Origin of the sequence: Shewanella maritima, assembly GCF_043643735.1 — a bacterium.
Classification (GTDB): Bacteria; Pseudomonadota; Gammaproteobacteria; order Enterobacterales; family Shewanellaceae; genus Shewanella; species Shewanella maritima_A.
The window spans coordinates 142,173-161,973 of the sequence record NZ_JBHZSM010000006.1 but is presented as its reverse complement, the minus strand read 5'-3'; the positions used below and the strand labels follow the sequence as shown (position 1 = coordinate 161,973).

Below are 19,801 nucleotides of genomic sequence, written 5' to 3'. Positions count from 1 at the left end.
GCTGCACATTGCAGCCTTTTTTATTCATCTTAAGGCGTTTTCAGCAATCGTGTATTCAAAGCTCTCTGTCATACCAATCGGGATAAAAAAAGTGAGCAGAAATCATGCAGGGAAAATCGCTTAGCACAAGGCTCAAATTGCAGCTAACCAGTTGTTCTATCTTCAAAATTTCTAACGAAGTTATAAGCGATTTTAACCAGTAAGCATGTCCACATACTTGTGCTGATTGGTATCATTATAAAGGTAGGTCAAGCTGAGACACAGCTTGAGAGTCTTGTTGCATCACGGTTTCATCAGCGAGTCCAACACTGACCCCCAGTAAACGGATACCTCGACCATTTGCCCGTTGAATGGCTTCAGACAGTAAACTTGAAAACAGATTCACTGAAAGTTCATCACTACGATGTTCCATCGTCGTTTGCTTAAAGTCATTAAACTTTATTTTCACTACCTGCTTATGTATTTTTCTCTCTTTGGCGCTTCGCTGCATTCTGGCTGATAACTCTTGAATTAACTGGGGCATCACTTGCTGACATTGCGCGAGTGTATAAATATCTTTAGCTAATGTGGTTTCAACACCAACAGATTTTCTCACTCTATTTGGGCTGATGGCGCGTTCATCTCGACCGAACGCACGTTCATGTATTACATGTCCAAATTTACCAAAGGCGGCAACTAATTTAGCCTTAGGAAATTGCTGCACATCAGCACAAGTGCTTAAACCATGGTCGAGTAACTTCTTGGCTGTGACTTTACCCACTCCAGGAATAGATTTAAGTGGTAAGGTTTTAACGAATTCATCTATTTGATTTGGTGTTATCACAAATTGACCATTGGGCTTATTTAGATCTGATGCAATTTTGGCTAAAAACTTAACCGGTGCGATCCCTGCACTGGCTGTTAACCCGGTTTCATTAAAAATTTCATCTCGAATGGCTTGGGCCATTAATGTCGCACTGCCTTGACACTGCTCTGTATCCGTCACATCTAAATAGGCTTCATCCAATGATAAGGGTTCAATAATTGATGTGTATCGACTAAAAATCTCACGGATCTGCTGCGAGACGTCTTTATAAACAGACATTCTGCCGGGCACTAATACTAAGTCAGGACATAACAATAATGCTTGGTGGCTAGACATCGCAGAGCGCACACCAAACTCTCTAGCTTGATAATTACAGGTACTGATCACCCCTCGACGATCACTGCGTCCGCCAACCGCAATAGGCTTATCTCGCAGCTCAGGAAAGTCGCGCATCTCTACAGCTGCAAAATAGCAATCCATGTCAATGTGAATGATTTTACGCATAAGCAATTTATCTGGCACAGTATTAACCAATGGTACTGTATAAATAAACAGTATACAATATCTACCAACTTGAATATTGCACTACCAAGGTAATGCTTTAATTTATTGTTCCCCCCCTTAATAGGCCACGTCATGAAGGAATACAAGCTATTTTGTAAGACAAATGAATTATACCTACCCAACTTAGCCATATACTCAAAAAGTAAAATCAAATTTAGAAACTGTTAATAATCAAATTATTGAACTAGATACCAGTTTACCGACATGCATACACTTAAAATAAACCAAAAATAAATAATACAAATAAACAATTAAGGATAGATTATGTCTAAACTGGGTTTTAAAGGCAGCTTAGTGCTGTCCTACAGTTTTTTGCTCATTCTGGCACTGATAGTGAGTGGCCTAGTGACCCATTCATTACTTAAGCAACAAATTACCTCTTCACTACAGCGCGAGATACATCATCAAATCGAAACAAAAGTCATTAAAATCAATCGCTCTCTTAGCCAAACGGCGCAAGCAGTGAGTCAGCTGGCTAACATCTATCAACAAACCACAGAGCAACTAGATCATGTTGCCATGACTCAATACACTCAAAAGTTAGGTGGCGTATCAAAAGTCATTGTCGGCTTTGATGATGGCCGCTCATTTGTTTCTATTCCTTCTGAATCTTTCCCTAATGGGGTTGGACAGAAAGACAAGTATGATCCAAGAACTCGACCGTGGTACCAAAAAGGGAGACAGTATACAGGGACATCTATCAGTGACGTGTTTTTTACCCGTACAGAAAAAGTCCCTATGGTTGGTGTGATGCACCCAATAGAGGGCGGCATTATTATGGCTGATTTACGCTTTGACTTTCTAAAGCAACAATTAGACTCATTAACTGAAATTGAAGGTGCGACAGGTTTTATCGTCAACCAAGATGGTTTGATATTAGCTTCTAATTCCCCCCATATTGACAAGCAAACCCATTTATCTGAACAGCCCCAACTTAACCAACTCTTTTCTAAGATAAACACTGGAAAAAATAGCCAGTTACAATACATAGATCTTGCGGGTACCGATAAATTAGTCGCTATTCAAGCCATTCCACTACTGAACCAGCAGCAATGGTTTATGGTGATAACTATAGACGAGAAAATTGCATTTGCAGAGTTAACCGATGCGAGCATTACTCTGGCATTGATGATGTTAGGCGTACTGCTACTGGCGTTAGTGACGTTATTATTACTGTTAAATAAACTCTACCAGCCTATTTTGGCTTTAAAGAAGTTAACGACTGAGTTGGCACAAGGCAATGGCGATCTCACCAGGCGATTACAAGTTAATAGCCAAGATGATCTTGGTTTAATTGCACAAGGCGTCAATAGCTTCATTGACCAACTACAAAGCATGATGCAAGAAATTCAGCGTGCCACGATTCAGCTATCTTCTGGCTTAAATGATCTCAAAAAATATAGTGATAGTAGCGCAGCGATTTTATCCAGTCACAGCCAAGAAACTGAGCAAATTGCAACGGCAGTTGAGCAACTATCTAACTCAGCTATCACAGTTGTTGAACACAGCCAAAGCGCAACGACACTGACCCAAAACGTTGATAAAAGCGGCGCACAATCGTTACAATCGATACAGAAAACAGAGCAACAAATTCACACTCTCGCCAAGCAAATCCGCCAAACCGCATCAGATGTGCAGAACATGCACACTGAAACCAGCAGCATACAAAGTATTGTTGATGTTATTGGCAGCATTGCTGAACAAACCAATTTGCTGGCATTAAATGCCTCAATTGAAGCTGCCAGAGCTGGTGAACAAGGTCGAGGTTTTGCCGTGGTCGCAGATGAAGTTAGAGCCCTTGCTAACCGTACTCAAACAAGTACCAGTGAAATAGAAACCGCACTCAGTCAATTAAAGCTGGAAGCCAGTGCTGTGGTCAATTCCATTGAGAATACCGAGAAAGCCTGCACTAATGCTGTGAGCGAAGTGGAACTCACCGCCAATAACCTACAGCAAATGAGCCACAATTTGGGTGAAATCAATACCATTAATGCTCAGGTTGCCACTTCGGCAAATGAGCAAAATGTTGTTATACAAGACATAAACCGTAGCATGCATCAAATCCATGACATGGTAACCACATTAAATTCCCACGGACAAAATCAAACACAGTCCAATACTGATATTAGCGGCGTCAACAACGAACTAACTAGCTTAATAGATAAATTTAAGCTGCAATAGCGGAAAATTTATTTAAATAAAGCTATTGAAACAAAGCTTTAAGCAGGAGTATCGCACAGCATAAGAGTCTGTGCGATAACTGTTGTGGACGTATGTACAAGATAGGATTCTTTAGTTAGTGCTCTTGCAATATTGTCGGTTAGCCATCTAACAGCTATTTGCAGTGATGGCCCAAATAACCAGTTAATGTTTAAAGACTTAAGCTTCATTGATGAAATTGAGCCAGTCAGTCAATACACGTTCGAAGTCTTCAAGGCCGCAATATGCTTCTGATTCAGCATTATAAACAGACATCGACTCTTGTAATTCATATTCTTGCTCATCGGCAATAGCACTGACATACACTCGAACTTGCTCGCGATCGATATCAATGGTTAAATCACCGCCAACATGGTGCCATTGCTGATTTTTACCTGATTGCAGAAGTAATATTTGCGATAAAATATGACGAATGTGCGCTTCATCAGCGCCCAACTCTTCAGTAAACCAACGACCTAATACAACATGCTCCATGCTAAATTGCGCAAAGACAGTCCCTTCTAAGCGATTTCGACGAAATTCATATTCCATGACAATTCCAACATTACGGGTCTAGGTCTATTTTAACCTATTAACGACTAACCTGCCTCAATAGCACTGCTGAATTTTGCCAATAAAACTAGTGTGCTACTTCATATGATAAAAATCATTGCTAATTGGAATGAGATGAATAAATAGCAGCAATGACAGAGCCAAACAATAGCCAATAAAAAAGGCGCCTATAAGGCGCCTTTAAACAAATTGCTCAGCGGTTACTGCTCAGTTGCTGCTTTTTCAATATCAAGTAATTCAACTTCAAAAATTAGTGTTGAGTTAGCAGGAATAGTTCCAGTGTCACGCTCGCCATAAGCGAGTTCTGATGGGATAACAAACTTGAACTTAGAGCCAACAGACATTAACTGAACACCCTCAGTCCAACCTGGAATAACACGGTTCAATGGGAACTTAGCAGGCTCGCCACGAGAGTATGAACTATCAAACTCAGTACCGTCGATTAAGGTACCACGGTAGTGCACTTGTACAGTGTCTTCAGCAACTGGCTTGTCACCTTCTGCAGCTGTTAACACTTCGAACTGTAGACCTGATTCAGTGGTAGTCACACCTTCTTTCGCTTTGTTGTCTTCTAGGAACTTTTGGCCTTCAGCAACTGTTTTAGCAGCTAGTTCAGTCGCTTGAGCTTGACGCTTTTCATTCAATTTTTGATCAAGCGTTTGTAATACAGTTTGCATCTCTTCTTCAGTTAACTGCATGTTTTCATTTATGCCATCAGCAAAACCTTTAACAATCAGTTCGCGATCAACAGCTAAGCCAAGCTCTTCTTGTTCTTTAATGTGACCAGCCATGTAAGAACCAATTGAACCACCTACGCTATAAGCTTCTTTTTGTGCATCAGTAGTGATTTCAAGTTTTTTAGGCGCTTCAACTTGTTGTTCTTGATTACAAGCGGTCAGGCCTACAACAGCTAATGCCACAAGTGATAATTTATACATAGATTTCATTTAAAAGCTTCCTCAGCATCTTTTAGTGGTTACAATATATGTGACTTCAAAAAAATGAAGTGCTTAGATGTAATTTTGATAAGCCACTTTATACTAACTATAGGGTTATACCAAGCCCCAAAGTGAATAAGGTAAATTAACAAAGATTTAGATATTCACTTTTCCAAAGGCTGGATTTTCACAATAAGACAGTAAATAAAGGAGCAAGTTCATGCCACGCATTTATATGCTGATATTTTGTGCATTCTGGCTAACAGCTTGCCAGCCACAAGCCCAAGATACTCAAGTCATCACAACTCAAGCCGTTTATAGTGCAGATATATCAACGGATGGCGGCTTATTAATGATCAGCACAGCCAATAATGGCGTACAGCTTTGGGACATCCATCAGCATTCAATTAAATATCAGTGGCAACATGGTCAAGATCAGCAAAATACCGTCATCGACACTGCCATATCGAACAATAATCGCTATGCGGCTACTTTAAGCAGCGACTCATTAGCGATATGGGATATTAACGATGGCCGATCATTAGGTTGGTGGAGCCTTCCAGCCTACGCTCAACATGTTGCCATCGCCGATAATGGCCATACACTGGTTGGCTTAATTGATGGTTCGGTTATGTCTCTATCAATATTGCAAAACCGTCTGATCCAGTTTCTAGGCCATCAAGAGAAGGTTAATGGCGTCGCCATTATGGCCACTGGCACTTTAGCGTTAAGCGGAGATAATGCCGGCAAGGTAATACTGTGGCAAACTCAAACAGGCCAGCCTATTCATCAATGGCAGATGGATTCACGTATTAGCCATATCGCGCTCAGCGATGATGGCAAATTAAGCTTTGCTGCCGACATCACGGGTAATGGGACTATTTGGCAAAATCAGGATGCCACAGAAGTCAGTCAACTCAACATCAAACGTAGACAAATGAACTTCAGCGCGGCCAAATTCACCCAACAAAACCAGTATTTACTCACGGGGACGCCGTCCAAAGAAGTGTTTTTATGGCAAGTTGATAACGGCAAACGCTTAAATCGCTGGGAAGTACAGTTGACGAAAAACACGAAAGTGCGCGGCGCTGTAGTATACTCTGTGGCACAGCATCAGGCTGACAAGGTTTTATCCATAAGCAGTAAAGGTCTTTTAGAAACCTTTACCCTTGATTAGCTTGCTTTATTTAGTTTTATTGAGGTATTCATGCAAGACGTTTCACAAAAAATCGCTGAACTCGAAACCAAAATCGCATTCCAAGATCATACAATTGAAGAGTTAAACCAAGAAGTGATTAAGCTCAATGAGATGCTGGCCACGCATCAGCAACAAATGGTGCTATTGGTCAATAAGCTCAAAGCCATGGAGCCGAGCAATATGGCAACTCAAGCAGAAGAAACACCACCACCTCATTATTAAGCTATTTAATGGTTTAGGGTAAAGTCTGATATTTTTATGGATATAATAGGAATAGATTCGAAGAAGCAATCACATGTTTTCTACTAAAAATCTAATTTCAAAACTTATACCGACTAACATAAAGTCATCCCAGTTAGATGAGCAAGATATTTTGCCTATCGCAACCACAGGTGAACCGGTGTTGACACAAAAGGCCGTGGCGGTGACCCAATTTGATGACCACTTGAAGCAGTTATCAATCAGGATGCTGAAAACCATGCAAGCCGCGAATGGTATTGGTATCGCCGCTCCGCAAGTATTTAGTCCTTTAGCTGTGTTTATCATTGCATCAGCGCCTAATGAGCGCTACCCAGATGCCCCGTTAATGAATCCAACTTTAATGGTGAATCCAAGAATTATTTACCATAGTATTGATATAGATGACGGCCTCGAAGGTTGTTTATCCATTCCCAATAAACGTTTCTCTATTTCTAGGTATAAAACAGTCATGGTGGAATATCAAAATATTCACGGCCAAAAAATTCAGCAGCACCTTGAAGGCTTTGTTGCTAGAATTTTCCAACATGAGCTCGACCACCTATTAGGCATCACTCTGCTTGAGCGCACCAAAATTAAAAAAGTTGGCACCTACGCCACTGGGCAAGAGGCACAAGCATGAAGAAAATGTGGGCCGTGTTAGTCTGCAGCATAACGTTAACTGGATGCGCAATGAATAGCGTATTCATTAACTATCCTTCCCAAATTGCACCTTATAAACAGCAATTGAACCAGTCTAAAACGGGCATTCCAGTCAATAATATTAGTGACAAGATTGATGGCAATGATGGACTGCTTTACGCTCAAGAAGCAGGACGCATTGCTCAAATTGACGGTGATTTTGATGCCAGCAAAACCTATTACCAACAGGCAATGGCAGCATATCGGTTGTTCGATGATCGCGCAGTGATTAGTGCATCGGACATCAGCGCCAGCGCCAGTAGTATTTTACTCAATGACAATGCCATTCCTTATCGCGGGCCTGGCTATGAGCGTATTATGCTGCATCAATATCAGGCCATGAATTACTTGATGAGCGGCGATCCCCAAGGTGCATTAGTTGAGGTGCGCAGGAGCAACCAATTACAAGCCAGTGAAGAAAGGCGTTATCGCAAATCACAAGAGTCAGTAAAACAAATGGCTAACGGTACTATCAGTACTGAAGTCAACAGACTGGGCAAAGCCTCAGGAACGGTCACCAGTTCATTTTTAAATGCCTATAGTTTTTACACTACAGGTTTATTACATGAGCTATTAGGTGAACCGAATGATGCCTACATTGATTACCGCAAAGCTGCACAAATCACTCCAAATAACACATACCTTCAACAAGATCTTGTGCGACTTGCCAAACAGCTTTCCATGCCACAATACCAAGAGTTTAAAAAGCGCTGGGGTGAAGCAACCACAATGCAAGAGGGTCAAGGTCAGGTCGTTTTTGTGGTAGAAAAAGGCTTTGCGCCAGTTAAGCAAAGTTTTACCGTGCCTTTTACCATCAATGGCAATATTCAAACCGCATCGTTAGCCACCTACCCAGGTCAAAGTCAGAGTATGACTAACAGCAATATTCAAGGACTTGGCACAGTTTTACGCACTGAACCTATCGCTAATATAGATGCCTTGGCTTACAATGCACTTAAAGAGGAATTACCAGCGGCGTTAGTAAGGCAGGCAGCTCGAGTTTACGCTAAGGCTGAAATGAATCGAAAGGTGGCTGGTGAGCATGGCAACCACAATAACGATTTTGGTGCCATTGCAATGCAGATATTCAACGTCATTACTGAGCAGGCAGACCGCCGAAGCTGGCTGACATTGCCGCAAGAAGCGCAAATTGCACGTAAGTTTGTCGACGCGGGTCAATACAATATTCAATTGCGGCCAGGCACAGCAACAGAAATTGAAGTACAACCTAATCGAGCAACATTAATTTGGGTTATAGAAACTGGTAATCAAAGCCGGTTTTATTCAATAATTATTTAAGTTTTTATTTATCCTTAATCACAACAGAATCTTTGACGGAATCAATTATGAAACATTTTAAACTGATATTTGTACTGGCCGCGGTTATCGGCTTATCTGCTTGTCAAAGCAAGGTTCAATACGGTGACGCCTCAGAAGTTGAAACTGTCAACGAGAACTTTGGCTCTACTGACCTACAAGCTATTTCGGCTAAGATGGTTGACAGCATGTTGACCTTCCCACCTGTCATGATGCTGACTCAAAATGATCGCCCAATTATCTTTGTCGACTCAATCAAGAACAAAACCTCTGAGCACATTGATACTGAATCAGTGACAGACTCAATCAGCAACAAGTTACTACGTTCAGGTAAATTCCGCTTTATTGATATGACTCGTGTTGAGTCTGTGCGTAAGCAACTGGACTACCAAAACAATTCAGGCATGGTTGACCCAACAACCGCTATCCAATTTGGTCGTCAAATTGGTGCGCAATACATGCTTTATGGCAACCTATCAAGCATTGTGAAACAAGAAGGCAGCACAACTGACGTTTACTACAAAATGACGATGCGCCTGATGGATTTAGAAACAGGCTTAATTGAATGGTCTGATGAAAAAGAAATCCGCAAAGCGAAAACGCGCTCATTCCTAGGTTTGTAAATGACACATTTTGTCACTATCAATGAATGTTGATTATCTTCACAAGCTTTAAGTAAAAAAAACCGGCCGCTGCCGGTTTTTTTTATGGCTTAACTTGGTACTCTATTCGCAATTAAATTATGCCTATCAGGATGATATCAGTGTCATTGTTCAGCACTATCACAAGTCAAATTAGTTCTAAGGCTGTCAGCATATCTCTGGCCTTTATCGCAGCAACTCAACTACTCATGGGTTGCACGGCTACCACCCAAGATCCTCAAGCGCGTGACGGCAGCAGTAATATTACCCAAGCGCAAGCAATGTCTCGCTCCGCAGTCGTGTCTAATGTGGCTTATCAGTTAGCGTTTACTTTAACTGGTGACACTGAGTTTTCAGCCACAACCATAGTCAACTTCGATTTAGCCAGCACCTCTGCACCGTTAACACTTGATTTGAATCAAGCCAGAGTCGACTCGTTTATCATCAATGGCAAACGTATTTACCCCAATTACAATGGCGCATATTTTACTTTGAATCCGGGATTATTAGTCACGGGCAGTAACCAAATTGAAATCAGTTTTAGCAGAGAACACAGTACAAACGGCGAAGGTTTGCATCGATTTGTCGACCCTGTAGATGACCAAGTGTACTTGTACTCTCACTTTGAACCAGCAGCTGCTCAGCAGATTTTTGCCGTGTTTGACCAACCCGATCTGAAAGCCACCTTTGAAATATCAGTCGAAGCTCCCAAAGATTGGCATGTAATTTCAGCAACTCGTGAACAACGCATAGAACAAGGTGATGAACACAACACTTGGTTTTTCCCAACAACGCCTAAATTAAGCCCTTATAACTTCTCACTTCATGCAGGCCCTTATCATGTGTGGCAAGATGACAGCGGGAAATATCCACTGAGATTATTTGCTCGTCAATCCGTTGCCAAGCAAGTGACACCTGAAGATTGGTTTAGCTTCACTCATCAAGGGTTAGCATTTTTCGAACATTACTTTGATATTGAATACCCCTTTAAAAAATATGACCAACTATTAGTGCCTGATTTCCTCTACGGTGCAATGGAAAATGCCGCGGCTATTACCTTTGCTGAAGGTGCGTTTTTACATAAAGCCGAAATGACAGCCGCACAAAAAGAAAGTTTAGCTGGGGTGATCATGCATGAAATGGCGCACCAATGGTTTGGTAATTTAGTCACCATGAGATGGTGGAATGGTTTATGGCTTAATGAGTCATTTGCATCCTTTATGGGTACCCTCGCGACCAGTGAAGCGACAGAGTTTAGCCACGCATGGCGTACCTTTTATGCCAGAGGTAAGCAGCGGGCATATCATCAAGATAATTTGGTCACGACGCACCCGATTGAAGTGCCAGTCCCCACAAGCCACAATGCCTTTGATAATATCGACGCTATCACCTACCACAAAGGCGCATCTGTGCTAAATCAGCTTCGTCATTTATTAGGTGAGGATGTATTTAGACAAGGTGTACGTGATTACCTCAAGCAATACAGCTACCAAAATGCCACCCTTGATAACTTTATTGCCAGTTTAGCTAATGCCAGCAACCGAGACTTAACTCAGTGGACACAAGAGTGGCTATATCAAGCCGGTGTGAATACTATCAAAGCCGAGTATGTGTGTGGTAATGGTAGAATTAGCGAGTTTCGCTTATTGCAATCAATCAACAATGACCAATACCCAGTATTACGTGAACAACGCGTGCAATTGGGCTTATTTTTCCAACATAGCCTCGGTGTCTATAAGAGTCGAAAGGTCGCCGTCACATATCAGGGAGAGTCAACCGAAGTCCCGCAACTAATCGGTAATGTCTGCCCTGATTTAGTTTATCCCAACTTAGATGACTGGGGCTTTGTCAAAGTAGAATTAGACAAGCGATCATTTGAAACAGCTAAACAGCAATTAAGTCGGGTTGAAGATCCACTGCTCCGTTCTATGCTGTGGCAAAGTATGTGGGATAGCGTGGTTGATGGCCGCACTGGTATAGAGCAATTCATTAATGTCGCCTTGATCAATGCGCCAAAAGAACACGATTACACCATACTCGGGCAAGTGATTGGTAATCTCTATCGCGCTCAAGCTTCACTTAACTTAATGGCTCCAAGCCATCAGCAGTACGCTGCACAAGTCAGCCGCGCATTAGGACAGATGAGCCTAAGAATGACAATGCAAAACCGAGACAACTCAGACTTTCAGCGCCGCTGGTTCGATGCATACACCCGCTTCGCTCAAGATCCAAGTTCTTTAGCTCACTTGAATGATATTCTCTCTGGTAAGGCTAAGATTAAAGGCTTGGAAGTCCACCAAGATATACGCTGGTCTTTAATAAAGCAGCTTAACCGATATGCATACTCTGGCAGCAAGCAGTTAATTGAAGCAGAGTTACTGCGAGACAACAGTGATGCAGGCCAAAAGGCGGCAATAGCAGCCGAGGTAATCCGTCCAGATCCAGCCATTAAGAGACAATGGCTACATGCTATTGAACATGATAACAGCCTCGCTTTTTCGAAAAAGCGGGTGGCGATGAATGCCATGTATCCTGCAGAACAAAAACGATTAAGCCAGCAAACGGCTCAACAACGGCTCAATAATATTGGCCAGTATGATCAGCTCGGCGCTGTCTTTATGCGTGCTTTTAATCGCAGTATGTTACCTCAAGCCTGCAGTGCCGAGAGTATTGAAGCACTAACAGCTATCATTAATGATGCTGACAATTTGTCAGCGATGACAGTCAGGGCGTTACTTGAAACTCGACAACAAGAGTATCGCTGCGTGCAAATGAAATCCCTAACTCAACCCTAATCAGAATATTCATCTTTTATTGAGTAATAAAAAACACACCAGTAAGGTGTGTTTTTTTTCGTTTTGACTTAGGTTAGTTTTTACTAGCTTAACTTCGAATTTCGAATGTCATCATTACTGGCGCATGGTCAGTGCTGTCTTTATCTCGTTGATAATCTGGCTTAACTAAGTGTCTATCAAAGGTTTGATAATCAATAATTTGCGCTATGTTCTGCAACCCTGCATGATTAAACTCACTCGAGACTAATATGTAATCTAATACAGAGCCTGTATTGCCATAGTAGTGGGTCGCTGGGCGTTTAAGGTTGGCGTTTTCATAATGGCTACTGGTTTCAAACTCATCCTGAGCGAGGGTCTTATTACATCGGCTGGCTGACTGATGTAATTCATAACTGTCAAACAAGCCATACAGTTGCAATTCAGCTTTAAGCGCGACATCAGATAATTGCGCTAATGATTTATCTTCTATATCTGAGCGAAACACTCTAGAAGACTGCCTAAATGCAGAAAACAAATCACTGACAAGATCATCATTAAAATCCCCCATTAGTACAAACGGGTGCTGTGTTAAAAACCGGCGTTGCACCATGGCGTGATACAACAAGCTTGCCTCACTGCCACGCTGTAAACTGGCTCCCCAACGTCCTAATACCTGTTCAGCAACAAACTCCGCCGCTCCAGTTAGATTTGTAACGGCTGTGGTTGGTTCAGATAATTCCGCTTCAGATTTAGCCTCATCATGGAGCAAAGTGGTAGCCAATGGCTTTGATTTATCCAGTTGATTTCGTTTGGATTTAAAATGAATCACGTAACAATCACAACTCCCGATAACGGGGAGTTGAATCGTCGCTCGCAGAGGTTTACGGCTAAATTGAAACTCAGATGCTAAGCCCATTTGTGCACAAATTTGGGCATCTGCCGCAACGGATTGAACTTGTGTAATGGGATACTTACTGGCAATGGCTACCACGGGGCTTTTATAAACATAATCAGTGATGACTTGGGGCTCATCGACGACTGCAAAATAGGGATAACCTAATGATGACACCAGTGCCTCAAGTGCATTTGGACTAAACACCTCTTGAAAACCGACAACATCGGCATCAGCCATCTTAATAAAATCGGCTAACCAACCCTGCTTATTTTTCCACTGAGCATTGGAGTATATATTTTCAAAGTCATAGAACGCTTTTGGCGGTGCAATAAAATTAAATAAATTGATGCTAGCGATCGCCAATGATTGCCTTTCTTGAATCACATAACTTACTGCTGAGTCCCCCATAATATGCTCCAAGACAAATATTTTCAGTTATTTTGATGCTGTTCAGTTTAACACAAGTCACTAATTTTAAGGTGGTATTTATATATTCACTGACGTATTACTTTAGCTATCACTTATAAAAATGGCTTTTTTTTTGAACTATTAAAAATTTCGCTGCGTATACCAATCTCGATGACTAACTACTTATGGCTGATGATACAGTCACACAAGAGGAAATACTCATGAAAAGGATGTACTCCATTGCGCTTTGCGCATCTCTAATTACCCTTGGTGCATGTTCAGATGACGATGATGATGTCGTAGTACTTAGCCAAGATGACCCAATGGAAATGTCATATGTTCGAGTTATTCATGCCAGCAGCGATGCCCCAATGGTTAATGTGACAGCCAACGGTGCAGCATTACTCAATGACGTAGACTATGCAATGGCCAGCAACTTAATCCAAGTTGACTCAGCAACATATGATGTCGCCGTTGATGCTATTTTAGCTGACGGAACCACTGCAATGGTACTAGATGCACAATTGGTTACCGAAGCAGATATGGAGTACACAGCGGTTGCTCTTGGTGGCGTAGCTGATGAAAGCTTAATGCTTAAACTGATAGCTAATCCAATGGAAGAAATTGCCAGTGGCTATGCCAGAGTGCAAGTATTACATGCAACACCAAGTGTTGGCTTAGTCGATATTTATGTGACAGCACCAGGTGATAACATATCAACTATGGACGCCACCCTTTCAGCAGATTACATGGATAACAGCGACCAGCTTTCAGTTATGGCTGGTGACTACCAAATTCGTATTACCGCTTCAGGTAGCAAAGAGGTGGTTTATGACTCAGGCACTGTTGCCTTAGGCGACATGGCTGATTACCTCATTTCAGCAATACCAAATACATGGTCGGGTATGTCTCCTGTTGCATTACATGTCTCTTTGCCTGATGCTCAAGTACTGCTCAACGATGTCAATTCTGGCGCAGATTTACGTGTCATCCATGCCGTGGCTGACGCACCAGAAGTCGATGTATTATTGGATGGTGCAATGACACCAGCAGTTGATATGCTAGCATTCAAGTCTGTCACCGGTTTTTTGAACATTCCTGAGGGCCCTCACACAGTGACCGTGGCCGCAGATGCTGATAACAGTGTTGTGGTAATCGATGCCGCACCAGTAGAACCAATGCTTGGCATGAGCTACAGCGCCTTTGCGGTGGGCTCATTAACTGACGATATGATTGAACCACTGGTCCTTATGGAAGATACACGCCGCGTTGCTACTGAAGCAAAGTTAAATGTATTGCACAGTGCCTACTCTGCACCTGAGGTGGACATCTATTTAACAGCCAGTGCCGACATTAGTGAAGCAACACCCGCTTTGACTAACATACCTTTTAAAACAGCCTCAGGCAGCCTATCAATTGCTCCTGGTAACTACACTATTTCTGTGGCAGTGGCTGGCACCAAAGATGTGGCCATTGGCCCACTTGATGTCACCTTAGAAGCAGGTGGTATTTATGGTGTTGCAGCCGTTGACAATATGGGCGGTGGTGCACCTTTTGGTGTTGTATTAATGGATGACTTTGTTTCTATGGAGTAATCCTATTTATTGCTGCCCTCATTTAAGAGGGAGCTTTACCCCGTTTAGACTTTTCTCCGTCTGACCCGTTGCGGCTTATTATCACCCCGATATAAGCCGCCTTTTTAGGTAAGCTTTATGACTATCTTACTTGTCGGCAAATCCCAGATAAAACTGTTACTCTTACTCATTATGCTTCCTAGCTATTTACAGGCTCAATCGATGATTATTGATTTCTCTAATCCACAGTCTTATTCAACTTGGCGCATATCAAACGACACGGTAATGGGTGGTGTATCGAAAAGCCACTATGAAACACTGTCTTCAATGGGACGCTTTCAAGGTAATGTGTCACTGGATAACAATGGCGGTTTTGCCTCAATTGAGTTCATTCCTCTTAGAGCCGCTACCGCAACGATTCCAGCATTATGCCAATTACAATTGACCGTAAAAGGGGATGGAAAACGCTACCAGTTACGCTTAAAAACCGCAGACAACCTCTATGGTGAGGCCTACATTGCAGAATTTACCACCCAAGCACAGCAAATAACTGAGCATCGATTTAACGCTAGTGACTTCCAATTAGGCTTCAGGGGACGCAGAATCGTAACTGAGCAACCAATAAACTTTGCTGAAATAAACGCAGTAGGCATACTCATTGCCGCAAAACAACAAGGTCCTTTCGCCATTGAATTACTGTCTTTATCTTATCACTGTGATGGGAATGCTTAATGGGGAAAATAACCCGCTGTGCAAGAGTGAAAAAAAATGAGTGAAACACCATGAACAATAAGGTAAACCAGCATCAAAAAGCACCAACCTTAGCAAACATACAAGGTGTCATTTTTGATTTGGACGGCACCTTAGTTGAGTCCAGTCTCAACTTTGCAAATATAAAAAAGCAGATATGCTGCCCTGAATCTATCGATCTATTGCACTTTATTGAACAATTGCCGTTTGATGAACAACAACAGGCAAATGATATTGTACTCGAACATGAGCTCAAAGACGCCGAGAATGCCAAACCCATATTGGGTGTGCATAATCTACTCAATTTCCTAGAACAAGCTCAAATACCTACTGCCATCGTCACGCGTAATTGCGTCCAAGCGAGCCAAATAAAACTTCAACAAAATAACATACACATCAACACAGTGATCACTCGGCATGATTATGCCCCTAAACCAGCACCTGATGCGCTAGTCGCTATTGCTAAGCAATGGCAATTACCTAGTGCGAACCTCATCTATGTGGGTGACTATTTGTTTGACATTCAAGCCGCCCACAACGCAAATATGCTCGCTTGTTTCATTAATCATGGCCAAGAAAAACCATATCAACATCAAGCTGATGTTGTTGTCATGTCACTATCACAGCTACATCAAAAGCTATTAAATGATAAAGCTGAAATAACAAACAGATAAAAATGAAATTGAAGGTGATCTAATTTGCCCACAGCCTCGTATATTTTAATGATTCAACATCTCTTATCATCACTTTGGCTTACTCCGACCCTGTAAGCCTTTTTTTTGCCTTTTGATTGGATAGTTAACCTGAGCTCGGTATAAAAAATCGGTTTCTAACGGCTATTTTTGCCTACTTCTGTGTTGAAGCTACTTGCAATAGACTCGCTATTGACGCGTAACTTCGCCTTGAACTAAACAAAATTATCTCGTTAGAAACGTAAAGCTAGGTATAGCTCTACACTATAAAATCAATAGCACTTCCTTTTACCGATATCAGGTTAATTACAATGAACCCCATTCACCCCAAAAAACTATTAAACAGTAAATGGACACGCATCAAGCCATTAAATAAGCTCAAGCACTTCAGCGTTGTCAAAGTGGAATATGATGAGAATCAGAAGGTTGTCGATTGCATTATTCGCGCAGAATATAACAATCAAGAAAGCCACATCGAATGGCGGCAATTAAAAAATGCCAGCGAATGGAAACAAGGCTGGCATTAGTTATTATTTATTTTTCAAAGTAATTTCTTTAAATGCCAAAGAATCCATTAACGCATCTTCGCTCGCGTACAAAGTGAAAGCATTAATGTTCATCTCATTAAGCTTCTCTAGAACTTCTTTTTTTAAGTTGCCCGGTAAAACCAACTTATGGATACTGTCTTGGCCAGGAGTAAAAACCATTCTCAATGCATCTTCATGTGAGCAATAGCGCCACTGCTTCAAGCTTTTTTCAACAGCAAAAGTATATTGCCCTTGTTGAGCAAAATGTCGTTTATGGCTGTTGATATAAGGTCCAACATTTACAATTTCAGGATTACCAACAGTACCAGATTTACCAGAATCTAAATATTCGTAATAACAATAGATGGCAACATCACAGTCTTTTTGAGCATTTTGAAATGCAAAAAACAGCGCGACATATAAAGATTGAGTCCAATCTATCAACGGGGTTGGAAAACCATGATGTCTTACATAGCTCATAAACTCACAGTTCGGAGGGAGCTTTGTAACAAAATCAATCTCATAGTCTTCCGTTGATAAGCTCCATTCTTTTTCAGTAAATGCCGATATTGCAGGGGCTATTGCACAGAGGACTCGATTATATTCATCAACTGAATAACGGTGACCTGAAACGTATCGCTCCAGTGTTGACTCAAGCTTCCATTCAGAATTTGCTTGCCCACGAAATAACACTGGTGCAGGAACACTAGGAAAGTCGTTAAAACAACCCAATACACGTTGTTTGATCTTTTCGACTTCATCTTCAAGTTCTTTTAGCGATTTACATTTCTTTTCTGTCACTGATGTTTCCATTTAACTAAACTTATAAAAAATCACTAATCTCTTCTAATGACTTCTTTTGCAGCGCATGCGCTGGCACGGTAGCATCGTCTGCAGGGTAACCCGCCACGATCAACATATATGGGCGCTCATTATCATTATCTCGACCACATACTTTAGATAAAAAACTCATGGGTTTCGGTGTATGAGTTAAGGTACCTAAACCAGCATGATGCAAAGCTTGCAGTAAAAAACCGGTCGCTATGCCAACAGATTCATGCACATAGTAATTTTGTTTTTGTTCGCCATTATCTTCGCTGCGTTTCTTGGTAAATACCGCAATTAACCACGGCGCAGTTTCCAGATAAGGCTTGTTGGCATTAGTGCCTAGTGGTTTTAGATTATCTAACCATTCTTCACCACCTCGCCCACCATAAAATGCTTGTTCAATGGCTTCTGCTTGTTCACGAATTTGCGACTTCACTGTAGCATCATTAATCGCCACAAAGTGCCACGGTTGGTGGTTTGCGCCGTTAGGTGCAGTACCTGCGGCAAGAATACACTGCTCAATAATCTCTCGCGGTACAGGCTTGTCAGAAAACTTACGAATTGAGTGACGACGTTTTACTTGCTCATAATTATCTTGCGCACGTTGCAGCATTTCTTGTTGGGGATACTCAATAAAGTCCGTTAATGGTAAGTGTTGTTCACTCATATTCTGTCCTTGTAGGCTTAACTAATCTAGTTATTGTTTTGCCATTAACTTAGCAAAGGCTGCCTGAAAGTCTACGATTTTGTCATCCCGCTATGACTTACGCTTTATCCCAATTCATTGAAACAACGTAGATGCTTGATGTTATATGACTGTATTGGTAAAGGTACTCCTTAAAAAGTCCTCTTTACTGGTAGAATATTCATTCATTTGCAAGTGACTCATAGCCAACAACTAATATCAAACAGCTAATACCAAACAAGACTTCACTCGGCATTTGTAGGTGTAACAATTACAAAAGCAATAACGGAAGCAGTAACAAAGAGTGAGATGTTTATGAATGCAGCAATAGTCGGGGCGACGGGATTAATCGGCCAACACCTGTTAATCGGGTTATTACAGCAAGTAGAATATAAGACCGTGTATGTCATTGGTCGCCGATTACCCGAATGGTTTTCTGAGCATCACAAAACCAAGCCTAGATTCAATAACTCACAGCCTCTTAGCTCTGGGCAAATAAATAAGTTAGTGTTTATTCAGGCCGAACTTGATGAGTTTCCACAAGTGACTCTTCCCGAATTCATCAATCATGCTTATTGCTGTTTAGGTACCACAATCAAAAAAGCGGGTAGCCAAACACAATTTATAAAAGTGGATAAAACTGCGGTGATTGATTTTGCACATATGATATTGAGAAGTGCTGAATATTTACCAGATAGCGCTCGAGAACAACATTTTAAAGTTGTCACCGCCATTGGCGCAGATCCTGATTCAAAAATTTTCTACAACAAAGTGAAAGGTGAGGTACAACAATCATTGATGGATTTACCTCTCGCTGAGATATATTTTTATCAGCCTAGTTTGTTGATTGGTAAACGCGATGAGCACCGCTTTTTAGAAGCATTAGGTCAGTCAGTTTTTAACGTTTTTTCTGGCGTGTTTGTTGGGCCATTACAACAATACAAACCCATTACGGCACAAGCCGTCGCTAATGCAATGTTATTACATACAGAGACAAACCCAGAGCGGTTTCAAGTCATTAGCAACAAGCAAATGCATCAGCTGTACTCAACTGAATAGGGGCTGATATTAACTGAAACGGCACATTACTGTTACTTTTCTTAGGGCCGAACTATGCGTAAGACAGATAAAAAACAAGATAACATACTTAGAGAAACACTTACCCAAGCCTGCCACTGGGCACTTGATAACGTGGATAACTTTCAATGGTTAACACACAAGGTAAAATATACGAACTTCCCAGCAAGCCTAGTTATTGTTTGTGTATTTGATACTCAAACACACTTAAATCAATTTATTCAGTCTTCAGCAAAGCAAGCACTCATCAATCAAATCCAAAGCAAACTATCAGAGAATGGTATTGAACTAAAAAATATTGCTAAGCATATTCAATTTGACTCTGAAGCGGCCTGTGAATCAAACCATGGTGGGAATTGAGCAGTAAGGCTCAAGCTATAGAGGTTTGCGAATAGGAACATAAAAAAACCCGCACAT

At 41.5% G+C, this 19,801-nt stretch carries 19 protein-coding genes; 13 read left to right on the top strand and 6 right to left on the bottom strand.

The genetic code is table 11. The annotated features are described in order from the left end of the window. Positions 1-235: 235 nt before the first annotated feature. Positions 236-1,309 (bottom strand): DNA polymerase IV, encoded by a 1,074-nt coding sequence (gene dinB, locus ACHUGF_RS09195; RefSeq protein ID WP_394130640.1) that lies wholly within the window; start codon positions 1,307-1,309, stop codon positions 236-238. 324 nt (positions 1,310-1,633) lie between these two features. On the opposite strand from dinB, the gene ACHUGF_RS09190 reads away from it, so the two are divergent. Continuing rightward, positions 1,634-3,550 carry a methyl-accepting chemotaxis protein gene (locus tag ACHUGF_RS09190; protein WP_394130584.1) on the top strand — a complete coding sequence of 639 codons (1,917 nt, stop codon included), beginning with the start codon at positions 1,634-1,636 and terminating at the stop codon, positions 3,548-3,550. Between the two features lie 198 nt (positions 3,551-3,748). Here the strand turns inward: ACHUGF_RS09190 and ACHUGF_RS09185 are convergent, their stop codons facing one another. Together ACHUGF_RS09185 and fkpA are read right to left on the bottom strand one after the other, a co-directional pair. Then, positions 3,749-4,120: a YacL family protein gene (locus ACHUGF_RS09185; RefSeq protein WP_394130583.1), complete on the bottom strand. Its 372-nt coding sequence runs from the start codon at positions 4,118-4,120 to the stop codon at positions 3,749-3,751. Between the two features lie 221 nt (positions 4,121-4,341). Further along, complete coding sequence (gene fkpA / locus ACHUGF_RS09180; protein WP_394130581.1) at positions 4,342-5,088, bottom strand: FKBP-type peptidyl-prolyl cis-trans isomerase; 747 nt, start codon at positions 5,086-5,088, stop codon at positions 4,342-4,344. Positions 5,089-5,299: 211 nt separating this feature from the next. On the opposite strand from fkpA, the gene ACHUGF_RS09175 reads away from it, so the two are divergent. From ACHUGF_RS09175 to pepN, 6 genes are all read left to right on the top strand, one after another. Then, positions 5,300-6,256 (top strand): WD40 repeat domain-containing protein, encoded by a 957-nt coding sequence (locus ACHUGF_RS09175; protein WP_394130580.1) that lies wholly within the window; start codon positions 5,300-5,302, stop codon positions 6,254-6,256. 30 nt (positions 6,257-6,286) lie between these two features. Further along, positions 6,287-6,499, top strand: coding sequence for a SlyX family protein (locus tag ACHUGF_RS09170; protein WP_394130578.1), 213 nt, complete (start codon positions 6,287-6,289; stop codon positions 6,497-6,499). Positions 6,500-6,572: 73 nt separating this feature from the next. Beyond that, positions 6,573-7,157, top strand: a complete 585-nt coding sequence (def, locus tag ACHUGF_RS09165; protein WP_394130576.1) for a peptide deformylase — start codon at positions 6,573-6,575, stop codon at positions 7,155-7,157. Further along, positions 7,154-8,515, top strand: a complete 1,362-nt coding sequence (locus tag ACHUGF_RS09160; RefSeq protein ID WP_394130575.1) for a COG3014 family protein — start codon at positions 7,154-7,156, stop codon at positions 8,513-8,515. The genes def and ACHUGF_RS09160 overlap by 4 nt, the downstream gene beginning before the upstream one ends. Positions 8,516-8,562: 47 nt before the next feature. Beyond that, positions 8,563-9,156, top strand: a complete 594-nt coding sequence (gene lpoB / locus ACHUGF_RS09155) for a penicillin-binding protein activator LpoB (RefSeq protein ID WP_394130574.1) — start codon at positions 8,563-8,565, stop codon at positions 9,154-9,156. A gap of 227 nt (positions 9,157-9,383) precedes the next feature. Then, the gene (pepN, locus tag ACHUGF_RS09150; protein ID WP_394130638.1) at positions 9,384-11,969 is read left to right on the top strand and encodes an aminopeptidase N; all 2,586 of its coding nucleotides are present in this window, start codon (positions 9,384-9,386) and stop codon (positions 11,967-11,969) included. 88 nt (positions 11,970-12,057) lie between these two features. On the opposite strand, the gene ACHUGF_RS09145 is transcribed toward pepN, so the two are convergent. Further along, positions 12,058-13,251: an endonuclease/exonuclease/phosphatase family protein gene (locus tag ACHUGF_RS09145; RefSeq protein ID WP_394130572.1), complete on the bottom strand. Its 1,194-nt coding sequence runs from the start codon at positions 13,249-13,251 to the stop codon at positions 12,058-12,060. 221 nt (positions 13,252-13,472) lie between these two features. Between ACHUGF_RS09145 and ACHUGF_RS09140 the strand changes: the two genes are divergently transcribed. The 4 genes from ACHUGF_RS09140 to ACHUGF_RS09125 all read left to right on the top strand — a co-directional run bounded on the left by ACHUGF_RS09140 (position 13,473) and on the right by ACHUGF_RS09125 (position 16,794). Then, on the top strand, positions 13,473-14,846 hold the full coding sequence (locus ACHUGF_RS09140; RefSeq protein ID WP_394130570.1) for a DUF4397 domain-containing protein: 1,374 nt from the start codon (positions 13,473-13,475) through the stop codon (positions 14,844-14,846). Positions 14,847-14,963: 117 nt separating this feature from the next. Then, the gene (locus ACHUGF_RS09135) at positions 14,964-15,557 is read left to right on the top strand and encodes a CIA30 family protein (protein WP_394130568.1); all 594 of its coding nucleotides are present in this window, start codon (positions 14,964-14,966) and stop codon (positions 15,555-15,557) included. 50 nt (positions 15,558-15,607) lie between these two features. Continuing rightward, positions 15,608-16,249 carry an HAD family hydrolase gene (locus tag ACHUGF_RS09130; RefSeq protein ID WP_394130566.1) on the top strand — a complete coding sequence of 214 codons (642 nt, stop codon included), beginning with the start codon at positions 15,608-15,610 and terminating at the stop codon, positions 16,247-16,249. A gap of 329 nt (positions 16,250-16,578) precedes the next feature. Further along, positions 16,579-16,794: a TIGR02450 family Trp-rich protein gene (locus ACHUGF_RS09125; protein ID WP_394130564.1), complete on the top strand. Its 216-nt coding sequence runs from the start codon at positions 16,579-16,581 to the stop codon at positions 16,792-16,794. Positions 16,795-16,797: 3 nt separating this feature from the next. On the opposite strand, the gene ACHUGF_RS09120 is transcribed toward ACHUGF_RS09125, so the two are convergent. Together ACHUGF_RS09120 and ACHUGF_RS09115 are read right to left on the bottom strand one after the other, a co-directional pair. Beyond that, positions 16,798-17,595: an FRG domain-containing protein gene (locus ACHUGF_RS09120; RefSeq protein WP_394130562.1), complete on the bottom strand. Its 798-nt coding sequence runs from the start codon at positions 17,593-17,595 to the stop codon at positions 16,798-16,800. 22 nt (positions 17,596-17,617) lie between these two features. After that, positions 17,618-18,289, bottom strand: a complete 672-nt coding sequence (locus ACHUGF_RS09115; protein ID WP_394130561.1) for a nitroreductase family protein — start codon at positions 18,287-18,289, stop codon at positions 17,618-17,620. Between the two features lie 333 nt (positions 18,290-18,622). Here ACHUGF_RS09115 and ACHUGF_RS09110 point away from each other — a divergent pair, with 333 nt between their 5' ends. Beyond that, positions 18,623-19,366, top strand: coding sequence for a Rossmann-fold NAD(P)-binding domain-containing protein (locus ACHUGF_RS09110; RefSeq protein WP_394130560.1), 744 nt, complete (start codon positions 18,623-18,625; stop codon positions 19,364-19,366). A gap of 54 nt (positions 19,367-19,420) precedes the next feature. Next, entirely contained in the window at positions 19,421-19,744 is a 324-nt protein-coding gene (locus tag ACHUGF_RS09105; protein WP_394130559.1) for a Fis family transcriptional regulator, read from the top strand. Positions 19,745-19,801: the final 57 nt, after the last annotated feature.